This window comes from Prescottella soli (assembly GCF_040024445.1).
GTDB lineage: Bacteria > Actinomycetota > Actinomycetes > Mycobacteriales > Mycobacteriaceae > Prescottella > Prescottella soli.
The window spans coordinates 1467755-1482960 of the sequence record NZ_CP157276.1; the positions used below are offsets into that span (position 1 = coordinate 1467755).

15 protein-coding genes and 1 tRNA gene are annotated in these 15206 nt (G+C 67.7%); 10 read left to right on the top strand and 6 right to left on the bottom strand.

The window, feature by feature from the left end; all coding sequences use genetic code 11:
* Positions 1 to 43: 43 nt before the first annotated feature.
* The 4 genes from ABI214_RS06830 (at position 44) to ABI214_RS06845 (ending at position 3245) form a co-directional block, all read left to right on the top strand.
* The gene (locus ABI214_RS06830; RefSeq protein WP_348607726.1) at positions 44 to 757 is read left to right on the top strand and encodes a class I SAM-dependent methyltransferase; all 714 of its coding nucleotides are present in this window, start codon (positions 44 to 46) and stop codon (positions 755 to 757) included.
* Positions 758 to 764: 7 nt separating this feature from the next.
* Positions 765 to 1100, top strand: a complete 336-nt coding sequence (locus ABI214_RS06835; RefSeq protein WP_348607729.1) for a GNAT family N-acetyltransferase — start codon at positions 765 to 767, stop codon at positions 1098 to 1100.
* Between the two features lie 662 nt (positions 1101 to 1762).
* Complete coding sequence (locus tag ABI214_RS06840; protein ID WP_348607732.1) at positions 1763 to 2215, top strand: DUF5994 family protein; 453 nt, start codon at positions 1763 to 1765, stop codon at positions 2213 to 2215.
* Between the two features lie 742 nt (positions 2216 to 2957).
* On the top strand, positions 2958 to 3245 hold the full coding sequence (locus ABI214_RS06845; protein WP_348607735.1) for a hypothetical protein: 288 nt from the start codon (positions 2958 to 2960) through the stop codon (positions 3243 to 3245).
* Between the two features lie 309 nt (positions 3246 to 3554).
* Here the strand turns inward: ABI214_RS06845 and ABI214_RS06850 are convergent.
* The 6 genes from ABI214_RS06850 to ABI214_RS06875 form a co-directional block, all read right to left on the bottom strand.
* Positions 3555 to 3628, bottom strand: a tRNA-Leu gene (locus tag ABI214_RS06850).
* Between the two features lie 76 nt (positions 3629 to 3704).
* Positions 3705 to 4661 (bottom strand): Ppx/GppA phosphatase family protein, encoded by a 957-nt coding sequence (locus ABI214_RS06855; protein ID WP_348607738.1) that lies wholly within the window; start codon positions 4659 to 4661, stop codon positions 3705 to 3707.
* Positions 4658 to 5191 carry a DUF501 domain-containing protein gene (locus tag ABI214_RS06860; RefSeq protein ID WP_348607741.1) on the bottom strand — a complete coding sequence of 178 codons (534 nt, stop codon included), beginning with the start codon at positions 5189 to 5191 and terminating at the stop codon, positions 4658 to 4660. The genes ABI214_RS06855 and ABI214_RS06860 overlap by 4 nt, the downstream gene beginning before the upstream one ends.
* Positions 5188 to 5601, bottom strand: a complete 414-nt coding sequence (locus ABI214_RS06865; protein WP_348607743.1) for an FtsB family cell division protein — start codon at positions 5599 to 5601, stop codon at positions 5188 to 5190. Before ABI214_RS06865 ends, ABI214_RS06860 begins: the two co-directional genes overlap by 4 nt.
* Positions 5602 to 5903: 302 nt before the next feature.
* Positions 5904 to 7199: a phosphopyruvate hydratase gene (eno, locus tag ABI214_RS06870; RefSeq protein ID WP_348607746.1), complete on the bottom strand. Its 1296-nt coding sequence runs from the start codon at positions 7197 to 7199 to the stop codon at positions 5904 to 5906.
* A 204-nt stretch (positions 7200 to 7403) separates the two neighbouring features.
* Positions 7404 to 8186, bottom strand: a complete 783-nt coding sequence (locus ABI214_RS06875) for a lytic transglycosylase domain-containing protein (protein ID WP_408586134.1) — start codon at positions 8184 to 8186, stop codon at positions 7404 to 7406.
* Positions 8187 to 8453: 267 nt separating this feature from the next.
* On the opposite strand from ABI214_RS06875, the gene efeU reads away from it, so the two are divergent.
* From efeU to ABI214_RS06905, 6 genes are all read left to right on the top strand, one after another.
* Complete coding sequence (gene efeU, locus ABI214_RS06880; RefSeq protein WP_348607752.1) at positions 8454 to 9359, top strand: iron uptake transporter permease EfeU; 906 nt, start codon at positions 8454 to 8456, stop codon at positions 9357 to 9359.
* Positions 9360 to 9385: 26 nt separating this feature from the next.
* A complete protein-coding gene (gene efeO / locus ABI214_RS06885; RefSeq protein ID WP_348607755.1) occupies positions 9386 to 10519 on the top strand; it encodes an iron uptake system protein EfeO in 1134 nt (377 codons plus the stop codon).
* Positions 10500 to 11801 (top strand): iron uptake transporter deferrochelatase/peroxidase subunit, encoded by a 1302-nt coding sequence (gene efeB / locus ABI214_RS06890; RefSeq protein WP_348607758.1) that lies wholly within the window; start codon positions 10500 to 10502, stop codon positions 11799 to 11801. The genes efeO and efeB overlap by 20 nt, the downstream gene beginning before the upstream one ends.
* A gap of 711 nt (positions 11802 to 12512) precedes the next feature.
* The gene (locus tag ABI214_RS06895; protein ID WP_348611365.1) at positions 12513 to 13739 is read left to right on the top strand and encodes a class I SAM-dependent methyltransferase; all 1227 of its coding nucleotides are present in this window, start codon (positions 12513 to 12515) and stop codon (positions 13737 to 13739) included.
* Positions 13740 to 13763: 24 nt separating this feature from the next.
* Positions 13764 to 14558: a glucose-1-phosphate cytidylyltransferase gene (locus ABI214_RS06900; protein WP_348607761.1), complete on the top strand. Its 795-nt coding sequence runs from the start codon at positions 13764 to 13766 to the stop codon at positions 14556 to 14558.
* Complete coding sequence (locus tag ABI214_RS06905; protein WP_348607764.1) at positions 14555 to 15205, top strand: PIG-L deacetylase family protein; 651 nt, start codon at positions 14555 to 14557, stop codon at positions 15203 to 15205. The genes ABI214_RS06900 and ABI214_RS06905 overlap by 4 nt, the downstream gene beginning before the upstream one ends.
* The last annotated feature ends 1 nt before the right edge of the window (position 15206 follow it).

A 15206-nucleotide genomic window follows, 5' to 3' on the forward strand; every position in this document is an offset into this window, starting at 1 on the left:
GCGTCCGATGCGGCGCCGCCCGCACCCGGCACACAGTCGGTCCATGACGAATTTCGCCGACCGGGCCCGGCCCCCGCGACTGACCGGACGCCTGCTTTTCGCTGCCGAGGCGGGACGCGACTTGCGAACCACCGGCGCGATCGCGCCGAGCGGTTCCAAGCTCGCCCACGCCCTCATCGAGCCGGTCCGGAGATCCGTGCGGCCCACACTCTCGATCCTCGAGGTGGGGTCCGGAACGGGCGCGCTCACCCGGGCTCTGGCCACCTGCATGGGACCGACGGACACCCTGACGTGCGTCGAGAAGAACCCTCGCCTCGTCGAGTACCTCCGCAGGCAGGTCGACACCGACACGAGCTTGCGGGTGCTCGGCGATCGGATCACCGTCCGTGAAGCCGACGTGGTGGAGGGCGTGATGAGCGAGAAGTACCACGCGATCGTCGTGGGACTGCCGTTCGCGAACTTCACCGCGAGCGAGACACGGGCGATCTGCCATGCGTTGGACGACGCCCTCGTTCCGGGCGGCACGCTGACGTACTTCTCCTACCTCGGCGCCTCCATCGTCGACAACTTCACCGGCGACCGGCACAGTCGGCGTCGACGACACAGCGCACAGGCGCTCGCCGAGTTCCGGACCGGATTTCGGCAGAGTCGGCGAACCGTCTGGGCCAACGTCCCACCCGCCCACGCGTGGACGCTGACCAGGCCCGCCGAGGCACACCTCCCGAACGGTCGCGCGAGCCGACCGCCCGCGTCATAGTGGGATCATGAGCGACGAACTGGACGCACAACCCGAGGTCCACGCCGACAGCCGGCGGTACGAGATCCGCGTCGGAAACGAAACGGCAGGTTTCACGGAGTTCGTGGACAGCGGCGAGCAGCGCATCTTCTTCCACACGGAGATCGACGAACGCTTTTCGGGCCGGGGCCTGGCGAGCACGCTGATCCGGGCGGCGCTCGAGGACACCACCGCCCACGTCAAGCGCATCGTGCCGATCTGTCCGTTCGTCGCCGGTTTCCTCGAAAAGCACGACGACTTCGCGGGCTACGTCGATGCGGTCACACCCGCCGCGCAGCAGGCCGTCATCGCATCCCAGCAATGACGGGCGCCGCTCGGTGAATATCAGGCATACGCCCCAGTGCGGGGCGCCATAGGCGGATTGCGCCCTCTTGCAAAGGCTCTCGTCACGGCCACGTTCGCGGCACTACCCCGTGCCGGCGCCGGCGGAACCCGCAGACCTGCGGGCATCGGCACTGCCGGTAGCGCTCGCCCTAGCGCGCCGGCGGGCGCCTGAAGCCTTCTCGGAGTTGACGGTTCGACGCATCGGCGGGGTGGACGGCAGCGCTCGACGACCGCAGCGATGCTCGCTTGCGACACGGCGCGGGTGAGTGACCGTTGAGCACACATGTCCGGTGCAGGCATACGGCGGTGCGCCCAACGAGACTCGCCCCCCACCGAATTCGGCACGTACACAACGACTCTCATCTCCGTGGAGTCGCCGACCTGCGCCTCGTCGGCCTGCACGGGCAGTGTCGGCCACCGAGTCGATCTGTCGGACCCCACGCATGCAGTGCGCGCCGTGGCCAGAGGGCAGCGCGCGACACGAACGCCCCGTTCGCCAGCTGTGGCGTTCAGCATTCCAGCCCCTGGGTGTCGCCGGGTGTACTGTGGAATACATCGCAGGTTATTCACGCATGGGTTTTTCTCGTGCGGGCCGCGTTTGGAAATCAAGGCCGATTCGCGGCCACCTTAAGGAGCGTCTCAGTGACGCGCACTCCTGCCTATTTCGACCTTCGCCGGGACATCCTGTCACCGGATGGAGGGCAGCCATTTCCCGCCCCAACCCGCACCACACGGCTGTTGTTCGCCGTTGGAGACTTCAGCGACGTGGGCGGCGTGTGGTGGCCCCGCACTCAGAACCTCAGCGTCGAACTGCACGACCTGGTCGTCGGTCTGACCCCGAGAATCGGCCCCGTCGCGCGCATCCATTTCGACTGGAACGCAGTCAGCGCGATGCAACGCCACATCGACCCGGATGACGGGTTGGATGTCAGGGGCCCGGAAGTCGACCAGCAGAGCCGAGTCATGAGACTGTACGGCCGCGACGGCGGCCGCATCGACATCGCGATCGTCGAACCCGGCGTCGACACCGCCTATGGCTACCAGCTCATGGCCCGCATCATCGAACCGCAAACCGAATCTCCCCGCCAGGGGTGATGATGTCATGCCGAATCGAATCATCGCCTTCGATGTCGTCGAACGCAGCGACATAGGGACGAACGAGATCCAACGAATGGCACGCGACATCTGGCAGGCACTCTCGTCAGGCCGCGGCGGGGCCTGCGAACGACCCCGGTGGATCAACTGCGGACCAGTCATCGACGCCAGCGCCTACACCGCGCATCGTTTCGAGGGCACCGTCGACAGCGAGGGGTAGGGGCCCCGTCACCACGCGGATGTTGATGCCTCCGTGGCGGGGCGACAGCCCGCAACAACGCCGAACGCATCGCGCGCGGTGGGGTTGCGGGTTGGGCGGCGTCGTGTGACGGGCGAGATCCGGGGCACCGTTCCCCGCTCGGGCAGGTAAGTCAACGGGTAGTTCTACCGGTGCCTCTCCTCGGACCGACATGACACCATGACCGCAATCCGATGACTGGAGAGAGGAGAAGGCCACGATGCACCACACGCGCCACACACCGACGACGTCGACCTGCAACTGGTGGGGCCTTGCCTGGGTCATCGGGCAGTTCCATCGCGAACCCGACGTTTTGGGACGGTTCCCGGACAGCGGCCGACACCTTCCGCCCGAGTACGACAGCCTCGGCTTGTAGCGCTACCGCGGCACGGCGCTTCGATGGCAGTGTGCGCGGCCTGTGTGGCACCTGACCCTAACCATCGCGCGAATGTCTCACCCGCCTCGGGTGAAGCGGGCCTGGCATTCCACCTGGAAACTGGCGGGGTGGAATCGCGCAAGGTCGACAATCCTGACCTTCAATGGGGTCAGTTGTCACTCTGGGTGCTCGCGTGGGATCCGCTTCTCGAGCCCACAGATCTGGGTGCGTGGGCGGTCGGGCTGCGCGATGCCTCGGTTGCGGTGGACTCGGCGGTTCTGTGGGCGCCGGAGACGGACATGGTGGCGGCCCCAGTGGGCCGATCGGCCGTGCAGCTCGAGCAGTGCATGCGGCGAGCGATCTCATCGTTCGCCGGCATCGACACCCACGACGACCCGAAACACCCCGACCCGTAGTGGCGACCTTGATCGGACGGTTCGCGGATGTGCCGTGACGACCTCGGGCCGCCGTCCGCGGCAAAGCCAACGCTGCATGGGCAAAGCCAACGCTGCATGAGTGGTGGAGTTGTGGGTGTGTCAGCGTTGACGCCGCCGCCGATCCGAGAAGCGGCGAAAGTTGTTGCCCTGCAAATGGGGCTTCGAGCGGCGTCGTGTTCACAGGACCCTGTGCGACTGCACGCCGCGAGTTCCGCACCGGCTGTGACAATCCGCGACAATCTCAGCCGCTGAGGGCCGGTGGTAGACCAGGAAATAGGCCCTGACCTGTGCCCCCAGTGGGACTCGAACCCACACTTTGCGGATTTTAAGTCCGCTGCCTCTGCCAATTGGGCTATGGGGGCCCACCACCGGCCCGACTCCGGTGGCCCACGACCGTGGAACTCAGAACAGTGTAGGCGGAACTAATAGTGAGCTAATTCACGACCCGCCCAGCGGGACCGACATTGCAATTCCATCCAGAATGTCGTGTTCGCTGACAACGAGTTCGCCGATGCCGGCGCGGCGCGAGAGTTCGTCCGCCAGAACGGCCGTGACGATCGCGCCGCCGCCGATCACGTCGACCCGGCCCGGATGCATGGGGCCGAGCGCGGCACACTCGTCGTGCGTCATCGTCACGAGACGGTGAGCGACGTCGTGCAACTGGGCGAGGCTGAGCCGCGACAGGTGCACTCGGTCGGCGTCGTACTCGGGCAGGTTCTGCGCGACGGCCGACAGCGTCGTCATCGTCCCGGCCACGCCGACCCACGTGTGCGCCTGCTCGACGGGCACGCGGGCGAATGCCTCCGCGAGCCGCTCGGCCGCGAATTCGCGTGCCGCAGAGACCTGCTCGGCGGTCGGCGGGTCGTCGTGCAGGCACCGCTCGGTCACCCGCACGCAGCCCACGTCGGTGGAGTATGCGGCGTGGACGCCGGTGTCGTCGCCGAGGACGACCTCGGTGGATCCGCCGCCGAGATCGACCACGACGAACGGCCCCGCGGCGGAGTCGAGTTCGCCGACCGCGCCCGCGAACGACAGTCGCGCCTCCTCGTCACCGGTGATGACCTCCGCTTCGGCGCCGGGGATCACCGCACCCAGCACCTCCCGGGTCATCGCGAAGAAGTCCTCGCGGTTCGCGGCGTCGCGGGCGGCCGACGTCGCGACCATCCGTACGGCGGTCGCGCCGGTCTCGCGGATGATGTCGGCGTACTCGGTGAGCGCGACGCGGGTGCGCTCGATCGCCTCGGGTGCGAAGGCACCGTTGGCGTCGACGCCCTGCCCGAGGCGCACGATGCGCATCAGCCGGGTCACGTCGGTCAGCCGTCCGTTCTCGTCGGCGTCCGCGACGAGCAGTCGGATCGAGTTGGTGCCGCAGTCGATCGCGGCGACCCTGGTCACTCGTCGCCCTCGGTGAACGGGCCGCGGTATTCGGGCCAGTCGGCCGGAATCGCGGTGCCCCGCAGGTCACCTCGTGCGGCGAGCGAGACGGCCTCGTCGCCGAGCGGGTTGACACCCGGCCCCTTCGCGAGGGAGTGCGCGATGAGCACGTGCAGGCACTTGACCCGGTCCGGCATGCCACCGCCGGTGAAATCCGTTCCCAGGGAATCGATTTCATTACGTTCGGCGAGGTAGGACTCGTGGGCCCTGAGGTATGCCGCGGCGAGTTCGGGATCGGTCCCGATCCGCTCGGTCATCTCACGCATCACACCGGCGGACTCGAGCCGGCTCGCCTCCGCGGTCAGGCGGGGGTCGGTGAGGTAGTAGAGCGTCGGGAAGGGGGTGCCGTCCGGGAGCCGGGGAGCGGTCTTGACGACGCCGGGAAGCCCGTCCGGGCACCGGTAGGCGATGGCGAGCACTCCGCGCGGGACACGGCCCAGCTGGGCCTCCACCGCGTCGAGGTCTTCCTGGGGGACGGACGATTCGCTCACCCGGTGGGTACTCCTGGTTCTTCTGGTGCGGGAGCCGGCACCGCGGGGGCCGCCGGCGGTGCATCTGGTCGAGGCTCGGTGGTGGGCGGCGGTTCGGTGAGCCGCTGCCAGAGATCACTGTGCCAGGCGCCGGTGGACGGCGGTGGGGGCGGTGCATCCTTCTGCGGCGGCTTGTAGTCACCGGGCAACTGCACCTTGTACGGCGTCTCCCCCGGCCGTACCAGGCCCAGCCGCTCGCGGCCCTGCGAGGCGATCCACGCGGGATCGTCGATCTGTTCCTTCTGCCGCTGCAGTTCCTCGAGCTGCCGTTCGAGCTGCAGCTGTTCGGAGGCCAGCCGATCGGCCTCGGAACGCTGGGTCAGGTAGGTGCGCAGCGGCACCGCGAGGGTGAGCGCCAACGCGCAGATCACCACTCCGAGGATGACGGCACGCCCGGTCGAGAGCCCGAAGAACGTGCGCTCGGACCTGGCGGGAGCCGATCCCCGCCCCGTGCGGCGCGACGCGCGGGCACGGGACGAGGTGGCTGCGTCGGTACCGCCTCGGCCGGCCGCCCCGGAGTCCCCCGGGGCGGCCGCCTGGAGGCGGTCGGTAGCTGCGGTAGGCGCGCCGGACCGAATCCGCGAGGGGCGCCGCGGCCCCTGGTCCGATCCGGTACCGCGGCGAGCGGGACGCCCACCCGGGCGACCCGACCGCGACCTACCGCGCTGGTTCATCAGCTGGCGGCACCCTCGAACACGAAGCGCGGGAAGGCCAGCTCGCCGGCGTAGCGGGCGGCGTCGCCGAGGCTCTCCTCGATGCGCAGCAGCTGGTTGTACTTCGCGACACGCTCGCTGCGAGCGGGCGCACCGGTCTTGATCTGACCGCTGCCGACCGCGACGGCCAGATCGGCGATCGTGGTGTCCTCGGTCTCGCCCGAGCGGTGGCTCATCATCGTCTTGTAGCCGCTGCGGTGCGCCAGGTCGACGGCGTCCAGCGTCTCGGTGAGCGTGCCGATCTGGTTGACCTTCACCAGCAGAGCGTTGGCGGCGCCCTTGGCGATGCCCTCCTCGAGACGCTCCGGGTTGGTGACGAACAGGTCGTCGCCGACGAGCTGGATCTTGTTGCCGATCTGCTCGGTGAGCGCGACCCAGCCGCTCCAGTCGTCCTCGTCCAGCGGATCCTCGATCGAGACCAGCGGGTACTGGCCGAGCAGCTCGGCGTAGAACGCGCCCATCTCCTCGGCGGTGCGGATCTTGCCCTCGAACTTGTAGCCGGTGCCGTCGGTGTAGAACTCGGTGGCCGCGACGTCGAGCGCCAGCGCGACGTCGGTGCCCAGCTTGAGGCCGGTCTTGGCGATGGCCTCGCTGATCAGGTCCAGCGCCTCACGGGTGCCGGCGACGTCGGGAGCGAAGCCACCCTCGTCACCGAGTCCGGTGGACAGGCCCTTCTGCTTCAGGACGGCCTTGAGCGAGTGGTACACCTCGGCACCCCAGCGCAGCGACTCCTTGAAGGTGGGCGCACCGATGGGCGCGACCATGAACTCCTGGACGTCGACACCGGTGTCGGCGTGGGCGCCACCGTTGAGGATGTTCATCATCGGGACGGGCAGCACGTGGGCGTTGGGGCCACCGACGTAGCGGAACAGCTCCAGGCCCGAGCTCTCGGCGCCGGCGCGGGCGACGGCGAGGGACGCGCCGAGCAGCGCGTTCGCGCCGAGGCGGGACTTGTCCGGGGTGCCGTCGGTGTCCAGCAGAGCCTGGTCGACGGTGCGCTGCTCGGTGGCGTCGAGGCCGATGATGGCCGGCGCGATCTCGCCGAGCACGGCCTCGACGGCCTTCTGGACACCCTTGCCCAGGTAGCGGTCGCCGCCGTCACGCAGCTCGACGGCCTCGTGCTCACCGGTGGAGGCACCGGACGGAACGGCGGCACGCGCGAAGCTGCCGTCCTCGAGCAGCACCTCGACCTCCACCGTGGGGTTGCCACGGGAATCGAGGATCTCGCGAGCTCCTACCTGCTCAATGATGGCCACGAATGGTTCTCCTTCGGCGGCTTCGTTCGGCTGCGGCCGGGCGGACAATGCCGGTCCGGACAGGCAGCGTCTGGGTTGTCTACGGGCGGGCGGCGGCAGCGAGCCGCCACTTGCCAGCGGCCGGGAGCCGCCGGAAGCATAGTGCCAGGTCTGAGCCTAACCGGAGTAACCGACTCCCGCGCCGAGGCGCGCGTGTCGCACCGGTCACCGCCGGACCCCCACCGAGTACGCGGCGGCGCGGTCCCGCACGTCCAGGAGGTACTCGCCGGACAGGTTGTAGGCCATCAGTGCGGTGCGCCACCCGTCCTCGGTGGTGAGGTCGCCACCGCGTGCGCACAGGTAGCGCGCGGCGGTGAGGGCGGCGTCGTCGATGCTGTCGGGGTCCGCGACCCCGTCACCGTTCGCGTCGACACCCCACCGCTTCCACGTCTCGGGGATGAACTGGAGCGGCCCCATCGCCCGGTCGTGGGTGGCGTCGCCGTCCATCGCGCCGCCGTCGGTGTCGGGGATCTCCGCGACGCCGGGCGACCCGTCGAGCGCGATGCCCCGGATCGGCGGACTCACCAGGCCGTCGTCCCCGACCCGCGCCCCACCGTGGGTTCCGTGCTTGCTCTCGACGGCGGCGATGCCCGCGAGCGTCGTCCACCCGATGCCACATTCGGGCCGGGACTGGGCCATGACCGCGGCCGCGTACCCGTAGGCCTCGAGGGCGATGGGCGAGATCGCGAGGCTGTCGGACAGCGGCGCAGCCCAGTGCGCCAACTGCGTCGCGGCTCTGCCGGGCGCGTCGACGTCGATGGGCGGCAGCGGCGCGCCGGGCCCGGGAGGAATGCCCTCGGGGATCTCGATGCGAGGTTGACGCTGGTCGAACTCGTCCAACCCCGACGCGACCGTCACGGCCGCGACGGCCACCAGAGTCGCCGACGTCACGACGAGGAACGTCCGGAGCCGCCGCCGCGGTCGCCGAGGAAAGGGGTCCGGCGGCATCCCTGCCGTGTTCGTCCGGGGAGCCCCACTCCGGGTCACGGCTTGTCTCGTCACGGCGTCCATCATCCAGACCGCGCGGTCGTGACGCTTGTCGACATCGGGACGAAAGCCCTATTACGGACAAAAAGACCTGCCCGGGGGCGGTTTCCAAGCGATCTTAGGGAATGCTACGTTCACCACGGCCATTCCAGGTTTGCCTTGCCTTCCCAGAGACCGCCTCCGGGATCAGGACGCCGGCCGTCCCGACTCGCCCCAGGAGAACGTTCAGTGTCAGTCCTCGCCGCCGGCGCCGAAGCGCCGTCCATCGCGACACAGTTGTTCGGCAGCGGACTGATCGGCGTCCGGGAGGGCCTCGAGACCGGCATCGTCGTGATGGTCCTCGTCGCGTTCCTGGTCAAGTCCGGACGCCGCGACGCCCTCAAGTGGGTGTGGACCGGTGTCGGGGCCGCCGTCGCGATGGTCGTCGCCATCTTCGCCCTCATCCATTTCGGCACCTCGACCGTGACCGGGATGGCGGCCGAACTCATCAGCGGTCTCGCATCGCTCGTCGCGGTCGCGATCGTGACCGCCATGGTGCTGTGGATGCGCACCGCCGCATCCTCGATCTCCGGACAGTTGCGCGCCGGGTTGAACCGGGCGCTGGCCATCGGCCCCGCCGCGGTGGCCGCGATGGCGTTCTTCGCCGTCGGCCGCGAAGGCGTCGAGACCGCGCTGCTGCTCGTCGGCTACGCCGAGAACGCCGCCGGCAGTGCGTGGCCGCTGGTGGGTCTGCTGCTCGGGATCGTCGTCGCCGCCGTCCTCACCGTGCTGCTCTACGTGGGCGCGGTCCGGATCAACTTCGCGCGCTTCTTCCGCTACACGGGCGTGTTCCTCGTCGTCGTCGCGGCGGGCATCCTCGCGTACGGCGTCCGGGCGTTGCAGATCGCCGGTTGGCTGCCCGGCGGATCGACACTCGCGTTCGACATCTCGTCCGTGTTCGACGTCTCCAGCTGGTACGGCACCGTGCTGCAGGGCATCTTCAACTTCCGCCCGGACCCGACGGTCCTCCAGGTAGTCGCGTGGGTGGCCTACCTCGCCGTCGTGATGCCGTTGTTCCTCCGCCCCGTCAAGCCCGACTCCGATGCCGTGCGGCCCGAGCCGGACGCCGAAGACACCTCCGTCGCCGCTTCCTGAGCACCGTTTCTCGAAAGGTTCCGCCCGTGCGTCGTACCACCTCCGCGCTCGCTCTACTCGCGATCGCTCCCCTCGCCCTCGCGGCCTGCACGTCCAAGTCGTCGGCCGAAAGCGAGGCCATCACGGTCACCGCCAACGACACCACCTGTGATATCTCGGCGAACAGCGGCGAGACCGGCAACACCACCTTCTCCATCACCAACAACGGTTCCAAGGTCACCGAGTTCTACGTCTACGGTGACGGCGATCGCGTGATGGGTGAGGTCGAGAACGTCGGACCGGGTCTGACCCGCCAGCTGATCGTCAACCTCGCCGAGGCCGGGACGTACCACACCGCGTGCAAGCCGGGCATGGTCGGCGACGGCATTCGAGCCGAGTTCACCGTGACCGGCGACTCGGTGGTCGGCACCGACCAGGACAGCCGGCTCGTCGAGGCCGCGTCCGGTTACAAGCGGTACGTCGACAGCCAGATCGCGGCGCTGCAGGAGAGCGTGACAAAGTTCGTGGCCGCGATCAAGTCCGGCGACATCGCCACCGCAAAGGCGCTGTACCCGACGACTCGCACGTACTACGAGCGCATCGAGCCGATCGGCTCGAGCTTCCCGGACCAGCTGGACCCGCGCCTCGATCTGCGTGAGGTCGACGTCGAGCCGGGCTGGCACTGGACCGGCTTCCACCGCCTGGAGAAGGATCTGTGGGCCCAGGGTCTGCAGCCCGACACGAACGCGATCGCGGACCAACTGCTGGCCGACCTGCAGGAGCTGGTCGACGGTGTCGCCGCGCCCGACTTCGCGATCGACCCGATCCAGATGGCCGGCGGCGCGCAGACGCTGCTCGACGAGATCGCGCGCACCAAGATCACCGGCGAGGAGGACATCTTCTCGCACACCGACCTGTACGACTTCCAGGCGAACGTCGACGGCTCGCAGGCAGCCATCGCCGCCGTCCGCCCCATCCTCGATGAGCGCAACGCCGACCTGGCCAAGCGCATCGATCAGCGCTTCGCCGACCTCGACGCCGAGCTCGCGAAGTACCGCCAGGGCGACGGATTCGTCTCCTACGACACCGTGACCGAGCCGCAGCGTCAGGCCCTGTCGCAGAAGATCGACGCGTTGTCCGCAGAAGTGAGTCAGGTGCAGGGTGTCATCGCAGGACAGTAATCAGCAGGACGGCACGGCCCGGCCCGAATCTCGTCCGGGCCTGTCCCGGCGGCGCCTCTTCGGCGCCGTCGGCGCGGGCGCGGTGCTCGCGGGCGCGGGTGTCGCGGTGGGGCGTCTGACCGCCCCCGAGGCGGCGGCGTCGACCTCCGAGATGGTGCCGTTCCGCGGCGCCCATCAGGCCGGAATCGTCACGCCCGCACAGGATCGCATGCACTTCGTCGCGTTCGACGTCATCACCGATTCGCGTGACGAGCTGATCGCGATGCTGAAGAAGTGGACCGAAATGGCCGCGCGGATGACCGCCGGCGAGGAGGCCACCGAGCACGGAGCGACCGGCGCCGGCGAGTACAACCCGCCCAGCGACACCGGCGAGGCGCTCGACCTGCACGCCTCGAAGCTGACGCTCACGATCGGCTTCGGGCCGTCACTGTTCGGCGTCGACGGCAAGGACCGGTTCGGCATCGCCGACAAGAAGCCGGCGGCCCTGGTCGATCTGCCGAAGTTCACCGGCGACGCTCTCGAGCCCGCGCGCTCGGGCGGCGACATCGCAATCCAGGCGTGCGCCGACGACCCGCAGGTCGCGGTGCACGCGGTACGCAACCTCGCCCGGGTCGGCTTCGGCGTGGTCGCGGTGCGCTGGTCGCAACTCGGGTTCGGCCGCACGTCGTCGACCTCGACGAGCCAGACGACGCCGCGAAACCTGTTCGGGTTCAAGGACGGAACGCGCAACATCAAGGCCGAGGACCCGGCGGCGGTGTCGGAGTTCGTCTGGGTGGACCCGCAGGACGACCAGGCGTGGATGGCCGGCGGTTCGTACCTCGTGGCCCGGCGGATCCGGATGCTCATCGAACCGTGGGACCGCACCACCCTGCACGAGCAGGAGCGGGTGTTCGGACGCACCAAGGGCAGTGGCGCCCCGCTCGGCCGGAAGGACGAGTTCGACGACCTCCAACTCGACGCCAAGGGCGCGGGCGGCAAGCCGGTGATCGACAAGGACGCGCACGTGCGGCTCGCGTCCGCCGAGGAACTGGGCGGCATCCAGATCCTGCGCCGCGGCTACAACTTCACCGACGGCACAGACGGATTCGGCCACCTCGATGCCGGACTGTTCTTCATCGCCTACTGCCGCGATCCACAGAAGCAGTTCGTGCCGATGCAGCAGAACCTCTCCCGCAACGACGCGCTCAACGAGTACATCAAGCACGTCGGTTCCGCGGTGTTCGCGGTACCGCCGGGCGTCGGCGACGGCGGTTACTGGGGGTCGACGCTGTTCGAGGCGTGACGCCTCCCCCGAAAACATCCGACTCGGCAACCCACCGGACTTACCAGCGGCCTTGACCGAGAAGGCACGATCCGCGCCTCGGCGGCCGACAGAATCGCGCCTGTCGTTCCCGTGCCCGCCATCGCCGGGCACAGCGGAAGGCAACCGTTCCTGTTCTCGTGAACTTCCCGAATCCCGCTTGGGGAGAGACCGTTCCAGATTCGCCGGCCGGACCGGAGCAGGCAAGCCCACGCCGCCACGGCTGATCACTGGGCTACTTCGGCCCGCGTCGGGTCGGATCGACCGCGTCCGCGAGGTCGACCTTCCCGCACGACATCGGCTTCACCGCGGAACACCTCGATCGTCGCGACGAAACGGTCTCCGGCAGCAAGACGGTAATCGACAAGGCGTGTAGAGGTGGCCGAAACCGTCTGTGCCGTGCAATCGAAAGCCAGAAAGATACCTGGGGACTCTTTCCGCAGCCCATCGACCGGCGATAAATGACCCCAATCATGGATGAACCGCCCACCAATCCGGATGTAACGCCCATTCTTGCGGATGGGTGCACCATCGCGGCCCTTCACGCGAGAGCAACACTCCGGTAAAACAGGGGGAAAGTTTGTTCTTCCAGCATCTGACCGCATTTCAGTATGGTTTATTGGTCGGGTCGACCCGAAGCGCCCTCGGCAATCGTCACCGGACCGCGGGGCAACGACCCGGAGGTGCGTGTCCATGAAGTGCCGCCTGTGCGACTCCGAACGACTTGTCAGCGTCCTGGACCTGGGCGCGACTCCCCCTTGCGAGCTGTTCCTGACCACGGAGGACCTCGACCTTCCCGAGTCGACTTATCCGCTGCACCTCCGCCTGTGCGCTGACTGCATGCTGCTGCAGATCCCGGCCCTCGTGACACCTGAGGACACGTTCACCGAGTACGCCTACTTCTCTTCCTACTCGGATACCTGGGTGGAGCACGCGCGGCAGTTCGTCGACCAGTCGATCAGCCGACTCGGATTGGACCGATCATCCTCGATCATCGAAGTCGCCAGCAATGACGGGTACTTGCTGAAACATGCTGTCGCAGCCGAAATCCCGTGCCTCGGCATCGAGCCCTCCATCAACGTCAGCACGGCGGCACGCGAGGCCGGCATTCCAACCCTGACCGCGTTCCTGGACGAGGCGCTCGCGTGCGGCATCCGCGAGGAGTACGGCCCGGCAGATCTGGTGGTGGCGAACAACGTGTACGCGCACGTCCCGGACCTGCGCGGTTTCACCCGCGCCCTGCGGACACTGGTCGACGACGACGGGTGGATCAGTATCGAAGTGCATCACGCGCTGAACCTTGTAACCCTCGGTCAGTTCGACACGATCTACCACGAGCACTTCCAGTACTACACCGTGCTCTCCGCGCAGCGCGCCCTCGCTGTCGGCGATCTGACCGTGGTGGACGTGGAACTTCTGGACACGCACGGAGGCTCGATCCGCCTCTGGGCGCGCCCCTCCGGCGCGGCTGGGGCACCGAGCCCCCGGGTCGCCGCCGTGCTCGACCAGGAACGGCAGGCCGGCCTCCACGACATCGACGGCTATCGCCACCTGGAACCCCGCGCGCGTACTGCAAGGCAGGAACTGTTGCGCTTCCTACTCGACTGTCGCCGACAAGGCCTGTCCGTGGTCGGATACGGCGCGCCGGGCAAAGGCAATACCTTGTTGAACTACTGCGGAATTCGCCCGGACCTACTCGAGTACACGGTCGACCGCAATCCTTACAAGCACGGCAGGTACACCCCGGGGACGCGACTGCCGATCCTGGAACCCGAGCAACTCGAGAAGGACCGTCCCGACGTGGTACTGGGATTGCCTTGGAATCTCGAGCCCGAGCTGACCGAACAGTTGCAGTTCATCTCGAAATGGGGTGGCCGGCTTGTGTTTCCGCTCCCGTCACTGCACACCGCAATCGGCTGATCAACGACGAACCCAGGAGGAGCCGTGAAAGTTGTTCTGTTCTGCGGCGGATACGGCATGCGCATGCGCAATGCACACGACGACGTCACGCCGAAGCCGATGCAGATGGTCGGGCCGAGGCCGCTGCTCTGGCACATCATGCGGTACTACGCACACTACGGCCACAAAGAGTTCATCCTCTGCCTCGGCTACGGGGCCGCGAGCATCAAAGAATTCTTCCTCGACTACCACGAGGAACAATCCAACGACTTCGTTCTGCGGGGCGATGAGATCGAGTTGCTGAACAGCGATATCGGCGACTGGTCGATCACTTTCGTCGATACCGGACTCGAATCGTCGATCGGTGAGCGACTCCGCCGAGTGCGTGATCACCTCGATGGTGACGAGTACTTCCTTGCGAACTATGCGGATGTCCTCACCGATGCCCCGCTGGACAAGGTCGTCGACGCGTACCACGCGTCCGGCGCGACGGCTTCCATGCTGGTGGTGCCGCCGCAGTCGTCGTTCCATTGCGTCGACGTCCAGGACAACGGCGAGGTCAAGCAGATCACCCCGGTGACGGAGTTCCCGATCTGGGAAAACGGGGGGTACTTCGTCCTCAGCCAGAAGATCTTCGATCTGCTTCCACCCGGTGGCGATCTGGTCGGCGACGTGTGCACCACGCTGGCCGGCGAGGGCCGACTGTTCGGCTACCGCCACGAGGGCTTCTGGAAGCCGGCCGATACGTTCAAGGAACGCGCCGAACTGGATCATGATTTCGCCCGGGGAATCCACCCCTGGACGGTCTGGGAGCAGCCGACTCCGGGCGCACGCACATGAAAGACCTCCGCACCTCCCAGATAAGGGAGATCGCCGTCCTCGGCGCTCACTGTGACGACATCGCGATCGGGATGGGCGGATCGCTGATGACCCTCGCCTATTCCGTATCGAGACTGCGAATCAGAGCAATTGTACTGTCCGGTAAGGGAAGTCAGAGGGAGGACGAGGAACGTCACGCCCTCGCAGCCCTGTGCCCCGGCGCCGAACTCGAGTTGACCGTCCTCGAGGTGCCGGACGGCCACGCGCCAGCGCATTGGGGTCGCGTCAAATCCGCACTCGAGGCGTTCCGGAGCGGATCCGACCCGGATCTGGTGTTCGCACCGCACCGCCGCGACGCCCATCAGGACCACAGGCTGTTGGCAGAGTTGGTGCCGACCGTCTTCCGCGACCACCTGATCTTCGGGTACGAGATTCTCAAGTGGGAATCGGACACCCCGCAGGCCGCGATCTACCACCCCTTGCCCACGACAGTCGCCGAGGAGAAGGTGCGGATCCTGCGTAAGCACTATCCCTCCCAGTCGAATCACGACTGGTTCGACGAGCAGGCATTCCGGGGACTGATGCGCCTGCGGGGAGTCCAGTGCCACCACGAGTACGCCGAGGCGTTCGTCCTCGAAAAGGCGTCGATCAGATTCGGAGGGGAATGAG